The sequence below is a fragment of the Mycobacterium sp. E1715 genome (genome assembly GCF_001667625.1).
Lineage (GTDB): Bacteria > Actinomycetota > Actinomycetes > Mycobacteriales > Mycobacteriaceae > Mycobacterium.
Map to the genome: position 1 here is coordinate 1 of NZ_LZJJ01000473.1, position 18,612 is coordinate 18,612.

General features: G+C 71.2%; 18 protein-coding genes. 9 read left to right on the top strand and 9 right to left on the bottom strand.

Going from position 1 to position 18,612, the window contains the following annotated elements; genetic code table 11:
* The coding region (locus tag A9X03_RS23655) for an acyl-CoA dehydrogenase family protein (protein WP_197696136.1) at positions 1-999 on the bottom strand (999 nt) is incomplete at its 3' end.
* A gap of 336 nt (positions 1,000-1,335) precedes the next feature.
* On the opposite strand from A9X03_RS23655, the gene kstR reads away from it, so the two are divergent.
* Positions 1,336-1,932 (top strand): cholesterol catabolism transcriptional regulator KstR, encoded by a 597-nt coding sequence (gene kstR / locus A9X03_RS23660; RefSeq protein ID WP_067279200.1) that lies wholly within the window; start codon positions 1,336-1,338, stop codon positions 1,930-1,932.
* Here the strand turns inward: kstR and A9X03_RS23665 are convergent, their stop codons facing one another.
* On the bottom strand, positions 1,933-3,012 hold the full coding sequence (locus A9X03_RS23665; RefSeq protein WP_067747784.1) for a LacI family DNA-binding transcriptional regulator: 1,080 nt from the start codon (positions 3,010-3,012) through the stop codon (positions 1,933-1,935).
* A 129-nt stretch (positions 3,013-3,141) separates the two neighbouring features.
* On the opposite strand from A9X03_RS23665, the gene A9X03_RS23670 reads away from it, so the two are divergent.
* From A9X03_RS23670 to A9X03_RS23700, 7 genes are read left to right on the top strand one after another with little or no spacing between them, the layout of a single operon-like run.
* The gene (locus tag A9X03_RS23670; RefSeq protein ID WP_067747787.1) at positions 3,142-4,068 is read left to right on the top strand and encodes a metal ABC transporter solute-binding protein, Zn/Mn family; all 927 of its coding nucleotides are present in this window, start codon (positions 3,142-3,144) and stop codon (positions 4,066-4,068) included.
* Positions 4,065-4,892 (top strand): metal ABC transporter ATP-binding protein, encoded by an 828-nt coding sequence (locus A9X03_RS23675; RefSeq protein ID WP_067747789.1) that lies wholly within the window; start codon positions 4,065-4,067, stop codon positions 4,890-4,892. The genes A9X03_RS23670 and A9X03_RS23675 overlap by 4 nt, the downstream gene beginning before the upstream one ends.
* Positions 4,885-5,745, top strand: coding sequence for a metal ABC transporter permease (locus A9X03_RS23680; protein WP_067747792.1), 861 nt, complete (start codon positions 4,885-4,887; stop codon positions 5,743-5,745). Before A9X03_RS23675 ends, A9X03_RS23680 begins: the two co-directional genes overlap by 8 nt.
* Before the next feature lie 36 nt (positions 5,746-5,781).
* On the top strand, positions 5,782-6,495 hold the full coding sequence (locus A9X03_RS23685) for a sensor domain-containing protein (RefSeq protein ID WP_068263287.1): 714 nt from the start codon (positions 5,782-5,784) through the stop codon (positions 6,493-6,495).
* A 59-nt stretch (positions 6,496-6,554) separates the two neighbouring features.
* Complete coding sequence (locus A9X03_RS23690; protein ID WP_068263292.1) at positions 6,555-7,313, top strand: LamB/YcsF family protein; 759 nt, start codon at positions 6,555-6,557, stop codon at positions 7,311-7,313.
* Entirely contained in the window at positions 7,313-8,230 is a 918-nt protein-coding gene (locus A9X03_RS23695) for an MBL fold metallo-hydrolase (protein ID WP_067780556.1), read from the top strand. The genes A9X03_RS23690 and A9X03_RS23695 overlap by 1 nt, the downstream gene beginning before the upstream one ends.
* A gap of 15 nt (positions 8,231-8,245) precedes the next feature.
* Positions 8,246-9,487, top strand: a complete 1,242-nt coding sequence (locus A9X03_RS23700; RefSeq protein WP_068263295.1) for an SLC13 family permease — start codon at positions 8,246-8,248, stop codon at positions 9,485-9,487.
* On the opposite strand, the gene A9X03_RS23705 is transcribed toward A9X03_RS23700, so the two are convergent.
* Positions 9,484-9,795 carry a DUF3303 domain-containing protein gene (locus tag A9X03_RS23705; protein ID WP_067279019.1) on the bottom strand — a complete coding sequence of 104 codons (312 nt, stop codon included), beginning with the start codon at positions 9,793-9,795 and terminating at the stop codon, positions 9,484-9,486. The two genes, A9X03_RS23700 and A9X03_RS23705, sit on opposite strands and share 4 nt — an antisense overlap.
* A gap of 82 nt (positions 9,796-9,877) precedes the next feature.
* Positions 9,878-12,496, bottom strand: coding sequence for a LuxR C-terminal-related transcriptional regulator (locus A9X03_RS23710; protein ID WP_068263298.1), 2,619 nt, complete (start codon positions 12,494-12,496; stop codon positions 9,878-9,880).
* Positions 12,497-12,675: 179 nt separating this feature from the next.
* On the opposite strand from A9X03_RS23710, the gene A9X03_RS23715 reads away from it, so the two are divergent.
* On the top strand, positions 12,676-14,073 hold the full coding sequence (locus A9X03_RS23715; RefSeq protein ID WP_067747804.1) for an NAD(P)/FAD-dependent oxidoreductase: 1,398 nt from the start codon (positions 12,676-12,678) through the stop codon (positions 14,071-14,073).
* 2 nt (positions 14,074-14,075) lie between these two features.
* Here A9X03_RS23715 and A9X03_RS23720 read toward each other — a convergent pair whose 3' ends face one another.
* From A9X03_RS23720 to ispD, 5 genes are read right to left on the bottom strand one after another with little or no spacing between them, the layout of a single operon-like run.
* On the bottom strand, positions 14,076-15,053 hold the full coding sequence (locus A9X03_RS23720) for a glycerophosphodiester phosphodiesterase (RefSeq protein ID WP_082954848.1): 978 nt from the start codon (positions 15,051-15,053) through the stop codon (positions 14,076-14,078).
* Between the two features lie 5 nt (positions 15,054-15,058).
* Positions 15,059-15,991: a 23S rRNA (guanosine(2251)-2'-O)-methyltransferase RlmB gene (gene rlmB, locus A9X03_RS23725; RefSeq protein ID WP_067747807.1), complete on the bottom strand. Its 933-nt coding sequence runs from the start codon at positions 15,989-15,991 to the stop codon at positions 15,059-15,061.
* Positions 15,992-17,401 (bottom strand): cysteine--tRNA ligase, encoded by a 1,410-nt coding sequence (gene cysS, locus A9X03_RS23730; protein ID WP_068017274.1) that lies wholly within the window; start codon positions 17,399-17,401, stop codon positions 15,992-15,994. It abuts the gene before it with no gap.
* Between the two features lie 48 nt (positions 17,402-17,449).
* Complete coding sequence (gene ispF, locus A9X03_RS23735; protein WP_067747811.1) at positions 17,450-17,929, bottom strand: 2-C-methyl-D-erythritol 2,4-cyclodiphosphate synthase; 480 nt, start codon at positions 17,927-17,929, stop codon at positions 17,450-17,452.
* Positions 17,926-18,612: a 2-C-methyl-D-erythritol 4-phosphate cytidylyltransferase gene (gene ispD / locus A9X03_RS23740; RefSeq protein ID WP_067747813.1), complete on the bottom strand. Its 687-nt coding sequence runs from the start codon at positions 18,610-18,612 to the stop codon at positions 17,926-17,928. The genes ispF and ispD overlap by 4 nt, the downstream gene beginning before the upstream one ends.

Genomic DNA, 18,612 nt, shown 5'->3' on the forward strand with positions numbered 1-18,612 from the left:
CCAGCGCTCGGCGCCGCCGAGGAACCGGCCGATCGCGTGCGCCCGCCGCAGGTACAGGTGCGCGTCGTGCTCCCAGGTGCAGCCGATGCCGCCGAGCACCTGGATGCAGTCCTTGAGGTTGGCCTTGGCCGCCGCGATGCCGATGCTCGCGGCCAGCGCGGCCGCGATGGCGAACTGGTCCGGATCGGGCTCGGCCGCGGCGCGGGCGGCGTCGGCGGCGGCCACCTCGGTCTGCTCTGCGCGGCACAGCATCTCGGCGCACAGGTGCTTGACGGCCTGGAAGCTGCCGATCGGCTTGCCGAACTGCTCGCGGACCTTGGCGTAGTCGACGGCGGTGTCCAGCGCCCAGCGGGTCAGGCCGGCCGCCTCGGCGGCCAGCACGGTGGCCGCCAGTTCGTCGACGCGCCGACGCGACTCCGACACGACGGCGGCCGGCGCCGACGTCAGCACCACCCTGGCCAACGGGCGGGAGAAATCGGTCGCCTCCAGCGGCTCGACCTGCACGCCGTCGCTCTCGGTGTCGACGAGGAGCCACTCGTCGCCGGCCGGCAGCAGGAGGACGCCGCCGTCGGCGGCGCCCAGCACGAGCGGCAGGGTGCCGGAGGCGCGCTGGCCGTCGAACTGGGCGTCACCCTCGAGCGCCAGCCCGGCGAAGCGTTCGCCGGCGGCCAGCGCCGCCAGCAGTTCGGGGTCGGTGACGACGAGCGTCGCCAGCGCGGTCGTCGCGACGGGGCCGGGAACCAGCGCCTTGGCCGCCTCCTCGACCATCGCGCACAAGTCCTCGACGCTGCCGTCGGCGCCGCCATGCTCCTCGGCGATCGCGACGCCGAAGATGCCCAGCTCGGCAAGGCGGGCGAAGACCGGGCGCCACGCGTCGGCGTCGCCCTGCTCGACCTCGCGGATCGCCGTCGTCCCGCCCGGCCCCGACGTCGAATTGCGGGCCCAGTCGCGCACCAGGGCGCGCGCGGCGAACTGCTCGTCTGTGACGGTCGCTACCACCCTCGGGACCTCCACGTCCGTTGACTCGACATGACTCGGGGCCTACGACCCCTAGCTCTCGATTCTCCTGCTCGGCTCGGGTCGCTGCGCAACCCGCCTCGTCGCAGACTAGAACGTGTTCTAATAGTGCCAGCGATCGACCGTCAAGTCGAACGTCATCACAGCAGCACACGCGGCTGTCCCGGCGGTACGGAGGTGGGAAATTCACACTCAGCATGCGTATCGTTTGCAAGCGAGCCGCCAGGAACAGGAGCAACCCGCGATATGCCAGCCAGTGCCAACTCGAGGGCCAACGCGAGCCGCGGTTCAGACTCGCAGCCGCGTGAGGTGATGAACGTGGCGGTACTGGCGGAGTCCGAACTCGGCTCGGAAGCACAGCGGGAGCGCCGCAAGCGGATCCTGGACGCCACCATGGCGATCGCGTCGAAGGGTGGCTACGAGGCGGTCCAGATGCGCGCCGTCGCTGACCGCGCCGACGTGGCGGTGGGCACGCTGTACCGCTATTTCCCGTCGAAGGTGCACCTGCTGGTGTCGGCCCTGGGCCGGGAGTTCAGCCGGATCGACGCCAAGACCGACCGGTCGTCGGTCGCCGGGGGAACGCCGTTTCAGCGGCTGAACTTCATGGTCGGCAAGCTCAACCGCGCGATGCAGCGCAATCCGCTGCTCACCGAGGCCATGACGCGCGCCTACGTGTTCGCCGACGCGTCGGCGGCCAGCGAGGTCGACCAGGTCGAGAAGCTGATCGACTCCATGTTCGCCCGCGCGATGGCCGACGGCGAACCGACCGAGGACCAGTACCACATCGCCCGGGTGATCTCCGACGTGTGGCTGTCCAACCTGCTCGCCTGGCTCACCCGGCGGGCCTCGGCCACCGACGTCAGCAAGCGGCTGGATCTGGCCGTGCGGTTGCTGATCGGGGATCAGGACTCTTAGCTAAGCCGGCGGACCGGCGGTGCGGCCGCGGATCAACTCCGTGTCCAGCACCTCGACGACCGGCAGACCCGACCGCGGCGGACGCAACAGCAACTCCCCCGCCCGGCGGCCCTTCTGCAGGCTCGGCTGGGCCACCGTCGTCAACCCCCGGCCGATCGCATCGGGCACGCCGTCGAAACCGGTGACGGTCATCTGCCCGGGGACGTAAATGCCATGTGCGCGAAGGTAATCCATGGCCGAGAGCGCCAAGATGTCCGCCGTGCACATCAACGCGGTGATGCGGGGGTTGGCCTCCAGGGCCACCTTGGCGGCGGTTCCCCCGGACTCAGGCAGGTGCTCGTAGCTCTCCACCACGGTCAGCGCATCGGGGTCGACACCGGCGGCCGACATCGCCTCCCACACGCCGATGACGCGTTCGCGCTGCACGTCGAACGCCGGTGACCGCAACCGCTCAGCATCCACCAGACCCTGTCGGCGGTCCCGGCCCAGCCGCATGGTCAGCAGCCCGATCTCGCGGTGCCCCAGCCCCAGCACGTAGTCGGCCAACTCACGCATCGCCGCCCGATCGTCGATCCCCACCCGGGACACGCCGGAGAGCCCCTTCGGCTGGTCGACGACCACGACCGGCAATCGGCGCTGCAGGACGACCTGAAGGTACGGGTCCTCGTCGCACACCGAATACACGACGAAGCCGTCCACCCCGGCGCCGAGCACGGCGCCCGTCCCGTCCTCCATGCTGCGGCCGGGCCCGACGGCCACCAGCAGCAGGCCCTGCCCCAGCTCTTCGCAGGACTGCGCGACTCCGGCGACGAAGTCCCGCGCCGCCGGATCGCTGAAGAAGTAAGTGAGCGGCTCGGCCATCACGAGGCCGACCGCGCCGGCCTTCCGGGTGCGCAGCGAGCGCGCCACCGGGTCGGGACCCGCGTACCCCAGCCGCTTGGCCGTCGCGAGCACGCGTTCGCGTAGGTCGGCCGAGAGTTGATCCGGCCGGTTGAAGGCGTTGGAGATCGTGGTGCGCGAAACCTTCAGTTCGTCCGCCAACGACGCCAGAGTCGCACGCCGGCGTGGTGCGGGACTCACAATCGGTGACGCTACAGCGAATCCGGATGCGCGCCTAAGCGGCTTCCACTCGCCGCTTTGTAATGGAAACGATTTTCATTAGTATTGTGGGTCGGCCGACCGGCCGGCGAGAGGACATCGGACGCACGCATGGCGCTGACGCGGGGACGAATCGCGGTGGCCGGCGCGCTGCGCTGGCTGCCCGCCGTGCTGATCCTGCTGGCCGCGGGCACGGGCTGCGGCGGCCCGGCACACCCGCGGGCGGCCGCCATCGTCGCCTCGACCGGCGTCTGGGGCAGCGTGGCTAGCGCCGTCACCGGCCGTCACCTCGCGGTGAAGTCCATCCTGACCGGGGGCGACACCGACCCGCACTCATATCAAGCCAGCCCCGCGGACGCCGCGGCCATCACCGACGCCACCCTGGTGGTGTACAACGGTGGCGGTTATGACCCCTGGGTGGACCAGGTGCTCGCCGGCCACCCCGGCGTGAAAGCGATCGGCGCCTATTCGTTCCACAGGGACTCGGCCGAGCAGCCGGCCAACGAGCACGTCTTCTACGACCTCGACGTCGCCAAATCGGTCGCCTTCGCGATCGCCGACCGTGTGGCCGCCATCGATCCCGCCAACGCCGCCGACTACCGGGCCAACGCCGCGGGCTTCTGCCGCGGCGCCGACGCGATCGCCATCTCCGAACACGCCATCGCCAGCGCCTACCCCGGCACGGGGGTCATCGCGACCGAACCCGTCGGCCACTACCTGCTGGAGGCGTCCGGTCTGGTCAACCGCACACCGGCCGCCTTCACCGCGGCCAACGAGAACGAGACGGACCCCTCGCCTGCCGACATGGCGTTCGTGCTCGACCTGATCGACCATCGTCAGGTGTCGGTGGTGCTGGTCAACCCGCAGACGTCGACCCCCGCGATCAACGGCGTGCGGGACGCCGCGCGGCGCGCGGGCGTGCCGGTGACCGAAGTGAGCGAGACCCTGCCCGACGGCACGGATTACCTGACGTGGCAGCGCAACACGGTCAACCAGCTGCTGGCCGCGCTCCAATCGCGCCGGTCAGTGCAACCGTGAGCCTCGACGCGGTCCGCGCGGTCGACAGCCGACCGGATACCGTCTCGCTGCGCGGTGCGCGGCTGGCGTTCGGCGACCGGGTGCTGTGGGACCACCTCGACCTGTCCGTGTCACCCGGCGAATTCATCGCCGTCCTCGGCCCCAACGGCAGCGGCAAGACGTCGTTGCTGAAGGTGCTGCTGGGGCAGCTGCCGTTGTCCGCCGGTGTCGCGTTGGTGGACGGAGAGCCGATGCACTCCGGCAGCGGACGCGTCGGCTACGTGCCGCAACACCGACCGATGGACTCCGACGTGATGCTTCGGGGACGCGACCTGGTTCGGCTCGGCGTCGACGGGCATCGTTGGGGCGGCATGCCGCGCAGATCCGCCGACCGCGCCCGCCGCCGCGCGACCGTGGCCGAGGCGCTGCGACAGGTCAACGCCGAACACTTGGCGGACGTCCGGGTGGGCGTGATGTCCGGCGGCGAGCTGCAGCGGATCCGCGTCGCGCAGGCGCTGGTCAGCGACCCGATGCTGCTGCTGTGCGACGAGCCGCTGCTGGCCCTGGACCCGGCGAACGCCAAACTGGTGTCCGCGCTGATCGACCGTCGCCGCCGGGATGCCGGGACCGCCGTCATCGTCGTCACCCACGACCTCAACGCGATCCTGCCGTACGTCGACCGGCTGATTTATCTGGTCGACGGACGGTTCCGGATCGGCACCGTCGACGAGGTGATGACCACCGAGACGCTCTCGACGCTCTACCGAGCCGACATCGCGGTGGTCAAGGTCAAGGACCGCTACGTGGTGGTCGGCGAGACGACCGACTGGGCCCACGGTGAATAACCGGCTGACCGGCGTGCTGGCCCACCTGCTCGACTTCGACGTCACCGCCCACCTACTGCGCCACGACTTCGTCCAGCAGGCGCTGCTCGCCGCCGCGCTGCTTGGCCTGGTGGCTGGGCTGATCGGGCCGTTCATCGTGATGCGGCAGATGTCGTTCGCCGTGCACGGCTCGAGCGAACTGTCGTTGACGGGAGCGGCTTTCGCGCTGCTGGTCGGCGTCGAGGTGGGGCTGGGCGCCCTGGTCGGCAGCGCTTTGGCGGCCGCGCTGTTCGGCGTGCTGGGCCGGCGGGCCCGCGAACGCGACTCGGTCATCGGCGTGGTGCTGGCCTTCGGGCTGGGCCTGGCGGTGCTGTTCATCTACCTCTACCCGGGCCGGACCGCGACCAGTTTCGCGTTGCTCACCGGGCAGATCGTCGGCGTCGGCTACACCGGGCTGGGCATGCTGGCCCTGGTCTGCCTGCTCGTCCTTGCCGTCATCGCGACGTGCTACCGCCCGCTGTTGTTCGCCACCGTCGACCCCGACGTCGCGGCGGCCCGCGGCGTGCCGGTTCGGGCGCTGGGCATCGTGTTCGCCGCCCTGGTCGGCGTGGTGGCCGCGCAGGCCGTGCAGATCGTGGGTGCGCTGCTGGTGATGTCGTTGCTGATCACGCCGGCGGCGGCGGCCGCCCGGGTGGTGGCCTCGCCGGCGGCGGCGATGGTGGCCTCGGTCGTCTTCGCCGAGGTCTCCGCCGTGGGCGGCATCGTGCTGTCGCTGGCGCCCGGCGTACCGGTGTCCGTCTTCGTCGCGGGGATTTCCTTCCTGATCTACCTGGTCTGCTGGTCGCTGGGGCGTCGACAGGAGGTCGCCGCCTAAGCTGGTCGGCACAGACGGGCCCGCGTCCGAAAGGCTCTGGTGCGTAGGCAAATCGCGATCGTCCTGCAGGCGGCGTTGTGCGCCCTCACGGCCGGCTGCACCACCGTCGTCGGCGGAAGCGCCGCGCCCGCGGACACCCGCGGTCCGCTGTCGCAGGCCCCGGTGGCCGTCACCGCCCTGGACGGGCTGCTGCTCGACGACGGCAAAGTCAACGACATCCTGGGTGCGGGAATGCGGCTCCGGTATCGCACGCAGGACATGTGGGACTCCAGCCAGACGTTCAGCGAGAGGAGCTGCCTGGCCATGGCCGGGCCCGCCCAACAGGCCGTATACGCGGACACCGGCTGGACCGCGGTGCGCGGCGAACGACTCGACGACAGCTATGACGACCCCAATGTGCGCAACGACTCCGTCAACCAGGCCGTGATCTCCTACCCAACGGCCAGGCAGGCCAACGCGTTCTACGACGCATCGGTCCGGAGGTGGTCGGCCTGCGCCAACCGCCGATTCGTCGACCGTCCCCCGGGGCAGCCCGAGATCGCGTGGGCGGTGGCCGATTCCCACAAGGTGGGCGGCACGCTGAGCACGTCGGAAGAGCAGGTCGGTAGCCCGGATGGCTGGCGGTGCCAGCGCGCGCTCACCGCGCGCAACAACATCGTCATCGACGTGGCCGCCTGCGGGTCCTTCCTGCCCGGGGCGGCCGCGGTCGACGTCGCCCAGCAGATCGCGGCCGCGGTCGTCACCCGGTAGCGACGGCAAAGGCGACCGCCTCTCCGGGTGGCGCCGGCGCCGCCCCATAAGCTGGACGGGTGGCCGGTATCGACCTCAACGCCGACCTGGGCGAAAGCTTCGGCGTCTGGCGCCTGGGTGACGACGACGCGATGCTGGGGATCGTCACCAGCGCCAACGTGGCGTGCGGGTTTCACGCCGGGGACCCCGCCGGCCTGCTGCGGGTCTGCCGCTCGGCCGCCGAGCGCGGCGTCCGCATCGGGGCGCAGGTGAGCTATCGCGACCTGGCCGGGTTCGGCAGGCGCTTCATCGACGTCGCCGCCGAGGACCTGATCGCCGACGTGGCGTATCAGATTGGCGCGCTGCAGGCGCTCGCCGGCGCGGCCGGCTCGGCCGTGTCCTACGTCAAACCCCATGGCGCGCTGTACAACACGATTGTGACCGACCGCGGCCAGGCGGCCGCGGTCGCCGAGGCGGTGCGGATGGTTGACCCGGCGCTGCCGGTGCTGGGCATGGCGGGTTCGGCGTTCTTCGACGAGGCCGCGTTCCGCGGTCTGCGCACGGTGGCCGAGGCGTTCGCCGACCGCGCCTACCGGCCGGACGGCCAGTTGGTTTCCCGCCGCGAACCCGGCGCGGTGCTTGCAGACCCGGCGGCGATCGCCGACCGCGTGGTCGGCATGGTGACCTCCGGCCGGGTCACCGCCATCGACGGCACCCCGGTCACGATCACCGCGGAATCGGTTTGCGTGCACGGCGATTCGCCCGGCGCGGTGCAGATCGCGGAGGCCGTGCGCGACGGGCTGGAGGCCGCGGGCGTCGAGATCGGGGCGTTCAGCTGATGCGGCTCAAACTCGGTCGGCCCGACATCGCGCGGTATGCGGATCGGTTCGACGCGCCGCCCGCCAGAGCCGGGGCCCTATCGGCGACGTGGCTGGGCGTGGCGACGCTGCTGATCGACGACGGCTCGTCGGCCCTGCTGACCGACGGCTACTTCTCCCGGCCGAGCCTGGCCCGGGTGGCCGCCGGCAAGGTGGCGCCGTCGGCCGCCCGCGTGGACGCCTGCCTGGCGCGGGCCAACGTGTCAGCGCTGGAGGCGGTCATCCCGGTGCACACCCACATCGATCACGCGCTGGATTCCGCGCTCGTCGCCGACCGCACCGGCGCGCGACTGGTGGGCGGGCGGTCGGCGGCCAACGTCGGGCGTGGCTACGGGCTGCCCGAGGACCGTATCGTGATCGCCACCAGCGGTGAGCCAATGACGTTGGGCGCGTACGACGTGACCCTGGTGGAGTCCCATCATTGCCCGCCGGACCGCTTTCCCGGCACGATCGACACGCCGCTGACCCCGCCGGTCAAGGCGTCCGCCTACCGCTGCGGGGAGTCCTGGTCGACGTTGGTCCACCACCGGCCGACGGACCGGCGGTTGCTGATTCAGGGCAGCGCCGGATTCGTCAAGGGTGCGCTGGCCGGTCACCACGCCGATGCCGTCTACCTGTCGGTCGGGCAGTTGGGACTACAGCCCAGGTCGTACTTGACCGACTACTGGACCGAGACCGTGCGCGCGGTGGGGGCGCGCCGGGTGATCATGATTCACTGGGACGATTTCTTCCGGCCGCTGTCAAAACCGCTGCGGGCCTTGCCCTACGCGGGCGACGACCTGGACTCCTCCGTCCGCATCCTCGACGAGTTGGCCGCGGCGGATGGTGTCGGGCTGCACCTGCCCACCGTGTGGCGACGCGAAAACCCCTGGGCCTGAGACGGGTTCAATACATTGACCTTGACCCTTGCGCTGGTGCTGCTGGCTGCCGTCCTGGCCTTCGCCGTCGTGCGCCCGCGGGGCCTGCCGGAGGCGGTCGCGGCGGTTCCCGCGGCCCTCATCCTGATCGCCGTCGGCGCGATATCGGTGCGTCAGGCGGCCGAGGAGGTGGCCGGGCTTTCCGGGGTGGTCGGGTTCCTGGGCGCTGTGCTGGTGCTCGCCAAGCTGTGCGACGACGAGGGCCTGTTCGAGGCGGCCGGTGCGGCGATCACGCGCGGGAGCGTCGGGTCGGGGGGGCTGCTGCGGCGGGTGTTCGTCATCGCCTCGTTGATCACCGCCGTGCTGAGCCTGGACACGGCGGTGGTCTTGCTGACCCCGGTGGTGCTGGCCGCCGTCCGTCGGCTGCGGACCCCGGTGCGCCCGTACGCCTACGCCACCGCGCACCTGGCCAACGGAGCCTCCCTGCTGCTGCCGGTGTCGAATCTGACCAATTTGTTGGCGTTTCACACCGCCCACCTTTCGTTCACCCGGTTCACGCTGTTGATGGCGTTGCCGTGGGTGGGTGTGGTGGTCACGCTCTACGCGGTATTCCGCTGGTTCTTCGCCGGCGACCTGCGCGTGCAGCCCCATCCGGAGCAACCCGGGCCGGCGCCCCGGCCGCCGGTGCTCGTGCTGGTGGTCGTGGGGCTGACGCTGGCCGGGTTCGCCGTGGCCCAGTCCGTCGACGTGGACCCGGCCTGGGTCGCCCTCGCGGGCGCGGCGGTGCTGGCGGTGCGCAGCCTGAGCCGCCGGCATACCTCGGTGGTCGACATCGCGCGGTCGGCCCACGTGTCGTTCCTGGTGTTCGTGCTCGCGCTGGGCGTGGTCGTGCGGGCGGTGATGGTCAACGGCATGGACAAGGCGATGTCGGCGGTGCTGCCGTCCGGTTCGACGCTGCCGGCATTGCTCGCCATCGCGGCGGTGGCCGCCGTGCTGGCCAACGTGGTCAACAACCTGCCCGCCACCCTGGTGCTGCTGCCACTGGTCGCGCCGAGCGGGCCGGTCGCCATCCTGGCCGTGCTGCTCGGGGTCAACATCGGACCGAACCTGACCTACGTCGGTTCGCTGTCGAACCTGTTGTGGCGGCGGGTGCTTCGCCAGCACGACGTCGACGCCGGCGTCGGCGAATACACCCGCCTCGGGGTGTGTACCGTGCCGGTGTCCCTGGTGCTCGCGGTGCTCGCACTGTGGGCGTCGGCGCGGGTGTTCGGCGCCTAGCCGATCGCCTCCCTGAACTCCACGCCCTGCTGCAGCGCCTGCGCGGCTTCGGCGATGTCCACAACGGGATAGATCTGGTAATCCAGGATCGTGGCGAATTGGCTTGTGGTCTCGACCAAGTCGGCCGGATTGTCGGATTCCACCACCGCGAATCCACCGCCGCCGTCGATGCGGCCGACGAACTGGTGATAGGTCGTGGTCTGCGGTTGAGACCACTTCGAGTACGCGGCCAGGCCCCGTCGCAGGCTTTCGTCGTTCTCGGCCGCGGTGCCGTTCAGGCGGTATGTCCACGCCACTACGTACTTCATTGCGCTCTCCTTTTCTCGTTGAGATCGCAACGGTATGACCGGTTTCCGCCAAGCGCACGAGTAGTCGCCTACTCGAATACCGTCAGTCGGACCCCGGTCCCGATCGGATGATCGACGCGAGTTCCTCGCGGGACTGGGCGCCAACCCGCTGACAGGCCCGGTAGACGTGGCCCTCCACGGTGCGCACCGACATCACCAACTTCTCGGCGATCTGACGGTTGGAAAGGCCGGCCACGACCAGCTCGATGACGTCGCGCTGGCGACCCGAGAGTTTGAGACCCGCCGGAGTCCGCAACGCCGGCGTGCACAAGCCGCCGCACTCCTCGGCAAGCTCGCCGGCCAATGCCGACGCATAAAGCCCGCGCTTGTGCTGCTGTCCTTCGACGAACGCGACGGAGGCCTGTGCCGCCGCGTCGGCGGCCGCGGCCCGGTCACCGATCGCCCGGTAGGCGGCCGAAACCGCGAGGAGGCCCTCACCGTTCCCTGCCCGCAGGGCCTCGGCGTGCGAAGCGATGGCATCGGCCAGCGGCAGCGCCAGCGTGTCGGCCAGCGCGCGGGCCCGTGCGGCGCCCGAGGCGTCACCCCACTGCGCCGCCGCCTGTATGCAGGCCAGTTCGTGGGTCGGCTGGCCGCGGTCGCGGGCGACTCGCGCGGCCGCCTGCGCCGTCGCCACGGCCTCGCCCAGGCGCCCGCCGGTCGCCAGCGCCCACCCGTCGGCCAGTGACAAGCCGGTATGCATGAAGAAGTAGTCGGCCGGCACGCACGATCGCGCCCCCGCGGCCGCATCGTTCGCCTCCGCGGCGTGCCCGAGCTTGCCGTGCGCCTCGGCGAGCGCGAAGTAGCTTGCCGGGCGCAAACCACTTGTGGTGGCGTGTATTTGGGCTCCGGCCAGCGCTTCGTGTACCAGCCGCACCGCGTCGGCCACCGCCCCGCGGGCCAGGTCGGCATTTCCGAGCAGCAGGGCCAGGTTCGCATAGGCCAGACCCGGGATGTCGCGCGCGGAGTCGGCCACCTCCTTTGCGAAGCCGACGAATTCGTCGATGCGGCCCGTCAGCCGGCATGCCCGGCCGTACACCGCGCCGAACCAGAACCGCATGTGCGACGCCTCGAACGACGTCGTCGCGCGGCGCAACGCCTGCCCGGCCACGATCGCCAGGCAGTCGACCTGCCCCAACGCGCCCATGGCCATGATCAACGCAAGCGACGCCATCATCGCGTGGAAGTCCGGCAGCTGTTCCGAATCCAATGCGGCCCTTGCCCTTTCGGCGGCGACCCCGCAGCGCGCGGCGACCGCATCCAGGCACGCCTGCACCGCCAACCGCTCGGCGACCTGTGCCGGCGTCTCCTCGGCCGCGGCCAGGTCGTCGAGAATCGCCGCGGCGTCCGCCGGCCTGCCGAGCATCCAGACCAGGTTGGCCGCGCGCAGGGTCGCCCAGTAGTGGCGATCCGGCGGATCGCTTTCGGTGATCGCGCGCAACGCGCCCTCGGCCTGCTCGCCGCGGCCGAGCAGGATCAGGTTCATCGCCCGCACGCCGGCCGCCCCCGGCGCCCCGGCCTGCGCCGCGGCGTTGGCGAGCCGGTCGGCCAACTCCAGGTCCAGCAGTGTCATCGCGTGCCGCGCCGATTCCAGATACAGCCCGGGTTGCGGGTCCAGATCCGACTCGAGGCTCAGCAACGCCCGGCGCACCGTGGCCTGCATGTCTGCGTCACCGTCGCGCGCCAGCCGGGTCGCCAAGCGGCCGCGGACCTTCGACAGATACATCTCGCCCGCGCCCGCGCGGCGAAGCTCACCGAACAGCGGGTGCGCGAGCCGGGCCATCAGCCCGCCGGCGGTGCGTTCGACGTTCACCAGGCCCATGGCTTCGGCCGCCACCAAATCCTCGCGGGACACCAAGTCGCACAACACGTCAACGGGCAGCGGCTCACATTGCGACAGCGTGTCGACCACCAGCGCCACCGGCGGGCTCAGGCGGCCAAGCTGGCGTCCCACCGTGTCGGACAAGCTGGCCGAGACCGCGACGTCGCCGTCCCACATCCACACCCCGGCCACCTGCCGCACCCGCCCGGCCGCCATCTGATCGCTCAGCAGCTGCCGAAGAAACAGCGTGTTCCCCCCGGTGAGCCGCCGGAACCGCTCCGCACAACGCGCATCCACCGGGCCGCCTAGCGTGCGCTCGATCACCTCGCGCGTCGCCGTGGCCGAAAGTGGCTCCAGATCCAGGCGATGGAGCAAACCGTCCTTCCACAGCGCCGTCACCGCATCGGGCTCTTCGCTGCCGGAGCGGACCGTGACCACCAGCCGGACCCCGCCGGACTGCGCCAGCTGGTGAATCACAAGCGCGGACAACCCATCCAGCAGGTGCGCGTCGTCGACTCCGACCACCACTCGGCCGCGGCGTTGCCGCGCGACAAACGACTCGATCACGCGCCGGACGCTGGTCAGCGGATCCGACATGCCTTCGCCCAGTAGGCCGATGAACGCCCCGAGTGGCAACGACTGGGCCGATTGGGTGCCGACGATCCACTGGATGCGTTCGCCCGATGCCCCGGCACGCCGCAGCGCTTCGCGGGCCAACCGAGTCTTGCCCAGCCCGGCGGCGCCCGCGATCAGCACCCCGGAGTGCTGGTCAGCCCCGCTCAGGAAGCGGCGAATGGTTGCCAACTCGCTGTCGCGCCCAATCAGCTGGTCGCCGCCGATCACGCGGCGACTATATCCGCGCGGCGGCACCGCGCGGGCCGGATTGCCACCGTTTCGCGTGCGCGTCGACCGGCCGGTGTCCGGCGGGCGATCCCAACTCGCGTACCCGACTACGCTATCGGCGCCCGCCGAGCGCTGTGAGCATGGCATTTGTCAGCCAGCGGTCAGAAAGGCGGAGTGCCATGTCCGACATCAAGACCAAGATCGGCAGTCACGCGGTGGTGTTGGGGGCGAGCATGGCCGGTTTGCTGGCCGCGCGATCGCTTGCCGACTTCTTCGACACGGTGACGGTCGTGGAGCGTGACCCGCTGCCCGACGCGCACGCCCCTCGCCGCGGGGTGCCGCAGGGCCGGCACCTGCACGCCCTGCTGGCCCGGGGAGCACAGGTGATCGAGGGGATGTTCCCCGGCGTCCTCGACGAGATGGTCAGCGACGGCGCGCGCCACTTCGACGGCCATGACCTCTCCGAGCTCTACTACGACATCGGCGGGCACCTGATGGCGCGGCGCGGCAGCGCCCCCGGGCTCACCGCCTACAGCGCGACGCGGCCCTTCCTCGAAGACCACGTCCGCACCCGGCTGCGCGAGATTCCCAACGTCACCCTGCTCGACGAGCACTTCATCCTCGGCCCGGTGTCGACCCCGGACCGTCGCCGCGTCACCGGAGTGCGGGTGGTCTGCGGGCGCACCGGCGAGCCCATCACGCTGCCCGCCGACTTGGTCGTCGATGCCACCGGGCGTGCCGCCCGCACCCCGACCTGGCTGGACCACCTGGGGTATGAGCGCCCGCGTGAGGATCGCGTCGACGTCCAGCTGACCTACGCGAGCCAAGCGCTGCGCATGAGGGCGGAGGCGCCGCGGGAGCTGGGCTTCCTCGTCGGCATCGTGCCGGGCAGGCCGAGGGGTTGCGGGCTGCTGCACTGCGAGGACGACACCTGGCTGCTCACCGTGATGGGGGTGGCCGGCCACGAGCCCACGGGGCTCGACCTCGCCGAGATGTGTGATTTCGTCGCGGACTGCGCGCCGGCGCACCTGCTCGCCGCGGTGCGGGCCGCCGAACCCATCGGGGATCCGGTGCGCCACCGGACGCCGTGCAGCCGATGGCGCCGCTACGACAAGCTGCGGCGCTTCCCCGAGGGTCTGCTGGTCATCGGCGACGCGATCTGCAGCTTCAACCCGGTCTACGGCCAGGGCATGACGGTCGCCGCGCTCGAGGCGTTGGCGCTGCGCGACTGCCTGTCCGCCGGCACCGACGATCTGGCCCGGCGCTTCTTCCGCGCCGCGGCGGCGCCGATCCGCCAGGCCTGGCAGCTGTCGACCAACCCCGACCTTGCCCTGCCCGAAATCAACGGCACCCCACCGCTGGTCGCGCGGGTGTTCAACAAGTACGTCGACCGGGTCCTGACGGCGGCCGAAACCGACACCGCGGCGCTGAATCAGTTCATCAGGGTGACCTCGCTGGTCGAACCCGCGACGCGGTTGTTGCGCCCGAACATGATCTGGCGCGCCGCCCGCGGGCGCCGGCCCGGCATCGATTCCCCGGTCGCGCCCGCCGGCGCCCTGGTGGACGCGGCGCCCTGACGCTAAGTCCGGTGGTAGGCGGGCGGCAGCGGCATCCCGAGTTCGGTCAGCACGCGGCGCAACAGCGTCGGGTAGTCGGTGATGAGCCCGTCGACCCCGTCGGCGATCAGTTCGCGCATGGTGGCCGCATCGTCGACCGTCCACGGGATCACCTGCAGCCCAAGCGCATGCGCGCGATCGACGTAGGACCCGCCGGTGACCAGCTGGTACCGGGGCGAGACGATGTCCGCGCCCACCAGCTTCGCCCCGACCATCGGGTCACCTATGGCGGCGGGGTTCTCACCCGCCGGCCACGGCGAACCGGGCGCCCAGGTCTCTTCGTTGTACAACGCCACCAACGGGATCGACGGCTCGGCCCGGCGAACCAACGGCAGGGTCCGCCAGTCGAAGCTCTGGATCTCCACCTGGCCGACCTTGCCGGCCGAGCGCACGGCGGCCAGTATCACGTCGACGAACTGTTGGGGCTCGGCCGAAGTCCCGGGGTGGTCGGCCGCCACCTTCGTCTCGATGTTGTAGCGAACCGCGGCGTGGTAGGAATCGGCAAGCGCAAACACCTCCGGTAGGACGGCTATCTTGTTGCCCCGCACCACCTCGGCGTCGGGAAACTCGGCCAGCCGGCGTCCGCAGTCCAGGGTGCGGATCTGGGACACAGTGAGCTCGTGCACCAACTTTCCGACGTAGGGGTACTGCGGATCACCGGCGAACGCGGGGCCGGTGTCGGCGCACTTCTCTGCGTCGATCGTCGGGTCGTGCCACACCAGCGGTTGCCCGTCTCGGGTGATGTTGATGTCGAGTTCGAGTGTGCTGACGCCCAATTCGAGCGATTTCGCGAAGGCCCGCAGCGACTCCTCGGTGGTCTCGCCTCGGCCGCCGCGGTGGGCCTGCAGGTCGAATCCGTCGACTTGGGCGGCCGCCGCGGGCGACGCGAGGAGACCGACCACGGCCAGGACCGCGCCGAGGCGCGCGGGCCAGCGGCGCACTGGAGTTAAACCCTGCGCTGCCGGGCGATCTCGGCGAGCACCACCCCGGCGGCCACCGAGGCGTTCAGCGATTCGGCGTGCCCGGCCATCGGGATGGACACGACTTCGTCGCAGTTCTGCCGCACCAGCCGCGACAGTCCCTTGCCCTCCGAGCCGACGACCACCACCAGCGGGTCGGCGCCGTCCAGGTCGTCGACCACGGTGTCGCCTTCGGCGTCCAGGCCGATAACCCGGATCCCGCGGTCGGCCCAATCCTTCAGCGTCCTGGTGAGATTGGTGGCCCTAGCCACCGGGATGCGGGCCGCGGCTCCCGCGCTGGTGCGCCAGGCGACCGCCGTCACCGACGCCGAACGCCGCTGCGGGATCAGCACGCCGTGTCCGCCGAACGCCGCGACCGAACGCACGATCGCGCCCAGGTTGCGCGGATCGGAGATGTTGTCCAACGCCACCAGCAGCGCGGGCGGGGAGTTGATCGCGGTCGCCAACAGGTCGTCCGGGTGGGCGTAGTTGTACGGCGGGACCTGCAGCGCGATGCCCTGATGCAGGTGGTTGCTCGTCATCCGGTCCAGGTCGGCGCGCGGCACCTCGAGGATCGAGATGCCCGAATCCGCTGCGCGGGCGACGGACTCGGTGACCCGCTCGTCCGCGTCGGTGCCCAGGGCCACGTAGAGCGCCGTCGCCGGGACGCCGGCGCGCAGGCACTCCAGCACCGGGTTGCGGCCGAGCACCGTTTCCGTCTCGTCGGTGGGCCGCTTGGTGGGACGCCGCGCCGGCGACTGGGCGCGCTTGGCGGCGGGATGGTTGGGTCGCAGGTGCGCCGGGGGTGTCGGACCGCGCCCCTCCAGCGCGCGCCGGCGCTGGCCGCCCGAGCCCACGGTGGGCCCCTTCTTGGTGCCCGCCTTGCGTATTGCGCCGCGCCGGCGCGAATTGCCGGCCATTTACGGGGTCTGACCTGCCTGCAGCGACCACTGCGGCCCGTCGGCGGTGTCGGTGACCTCGATGCCGGCGAGCTTCAGCCGGTCCCTAATCTCGTCGGCGAGCGCCCAATTGCGTTGCTCGCGGGCCTTTTCCCGATTCTCCAGTTCGGCCCGCACCAGCACCTCGACCGCGGCGAGCGCGGCCGACGTCTCGTCGCGGGTTTCCCAGCGCTCGTCGAGCGGGTCGCAGCCGAGGATCCCCATCATGGCGCGGATCGACCGGGCGTGTTGCAGGGCCCCGTCGTGGTCGCCGGAGTCGAGGGCCCGGTTGCCCTCGGCCCGGGCGTGGTGCACCTCGGCCAGTGCTGCCGGGACCGCCAAGTCGTCGTCGAGCGCCTCGGCGAACCGCGAAGTCCACTCGCCCGGCTCGACGCCGCCGACCCGAACGCGGACACGGTGCAGGAATTCCTCAACGCCCACATAGGCTTTCACCGCGTCCTGTAGGGCGGTGTCGGAGAATTCCAGCATCGAGCGGTAGTGCGCGCTGCCCAGGTAGTAGCGCAGCTCCGCCGGCCGGACGCGCTGCAGCAACGCCGGGATGGCCAGCACGTTGCCCAGCGACTTGCTCATCTTCTCGCCGCCCATGGTGACCCAGCCGTTGTGCAGCCAGTAGCGGGCGAATCCGTCGCCGGCGGCGCGGCTCTGCGCGATCTCGTTCTCGTGGTGCGGGAAAATCAAATCCATGCCGCCGCAATGGATGTCGAATTCGGGCCCCAGATAGGTGCGTGCCATCGCCGAGCATTCCAGGTGCCAGCCCGGACGCCCGCGGCCCCAGGGCGAGGGCCACGACGGCTCGCCGGGCTTCTCGCCCTTCCAGAGGGTGAAGTCACGCTGGTCACGCTTGCCGGTCGCCACGCCCTCGCCCTGATGGACGTCGTCGACCTTGTGCCCCGACAGTTGCCCGTACTCGGGATAGCTCAGCACGTCGAAGTAGACGTCCCCGCTCGCCGCGTAAGCGTGGCCGGTTTCGATCAGGCGGTCCATTAATTCGACCATCTGGGTGATGTGCCCGGTGGCGCGGGGTTCCGCGGACGGCGGCAGCACGTCCAGGGCGTCGTAGGCGGCGCTGAACGCGCGCTCGTAGGTGGCCGCCCACTCCCACCACGGCCGGCCCGCCGCCGCGGCCTTGGCCAGGATCTTGTCCTCGATGTCGGTGACGTTGCGGATGAACGCGACGTCACAGCCGCGCGCCATCAGCCAGCGGCGCAGGATGTCGAAGGCCACGCCGCTGCGGACATGGCCGATGTGCGGCAGGCCCTGGACGGTGGCGCCACACAGGTAGATGGAGACGTGGCCCTCGCGCAGCGGGACGAAATCACGCACGGCGCCGGCTGCCGTGTCGTGTAGCCGCAAGCGGGCGCGATCGGTCACGACGTGCCAGCTTACCGGGTGGTTCGCCGTCGCCCGGCGCTGCGCGCCCTAGCCGCCGGGGACGACCAACGCGGTGGCAATGGCGGCGCGGCCCTCACCGCGACCCGTCAGGCCCAGCCCGTCGGTCGTCGTCGCCGACACCGAGACCGGTGCCCCCAGCAGCTCCGAGAGCACGCGCTGCGCCTCGGCGCGCCGCGGACCGACTCTCGGCTGGTTGCCGACCAGCTGGACGGCGGCGTTTCCGACGCGGAAGCCGTCTCGCGTCACCAACTCGGCGACGTGGCGCAGCATGTCGGCACCGCTGACGCCCTTCCACCGCGGCTGGTCGACTCCGAACACGGCGCCGATGTCGCCCAGACCGGCGGCCGACAACAGCGCGTCGCACAGCGCGTGCGCGCCCACGTCGCCGTCGGAGTGGCCGGCGCAGCCGTCGGCGTCGGGGAAGAGCAGGCCCACCAGCCAGCAGGGCCGGCCCGGCTCGATCGGGTGCACGTCGACGCCCAGCCCGACGCGCGGCACGCCGTTCACCGGCGCACGATCGCTTCGGCCAGCACCAGGTCGAGCGGAGTGGTGATCTTGAACGCCAGCGGGTCGCCGTCGACGACCTGGACCTGGCCCCCGACATGCTCGACGAGCGAAGCGTCGTCGGTGAACTCGGCCGTGCCGGCCCGTTGATACGCGCGCAGCAGCAGGTCGAGCGCGAAGCCCTGCGGGGTCTGCACGGCGCGCAGGCCGGCCCGCTCGGGCGTGCCCAGGACCACACCGTTGGCGTCCACGGCCTTGATGGTGTCATGCAGCGGCAGCGCGGGCACGACGGCGTCGTGCCCGGCCCGTAGGGCGTCCACCACGCGCAGGATCAGCGCGGGGGGTGTCAGGGCGCGGGCGGCGTCGTGCACCAGGACGAACTGGGGGTCACCGGCGACGGCCGCCAGCGCCAGGCTCACCGAGGTCGTGCGGTCGGCCCCGCCTGCGACGACCGTCGCCCGTTCGCCCAGGGATCGCTTGGCCTCGTCGACCATGGGCGCCGGGACGGCGACCACCACGTGGTCGACGACTTCGGAGGCCAGCAAACCGCCGACGGCGCGGTCCAGCAGGGTGCGCCCGTCAACCTCGCAAAATGCCTTCGGAATGCCGGCGCCGAGTCGTTCCCCCGACCCTGCGGCCGGAACCACTGCGACGACCGTGCCCGAGGAGTCGGTCCCCGTGACCAC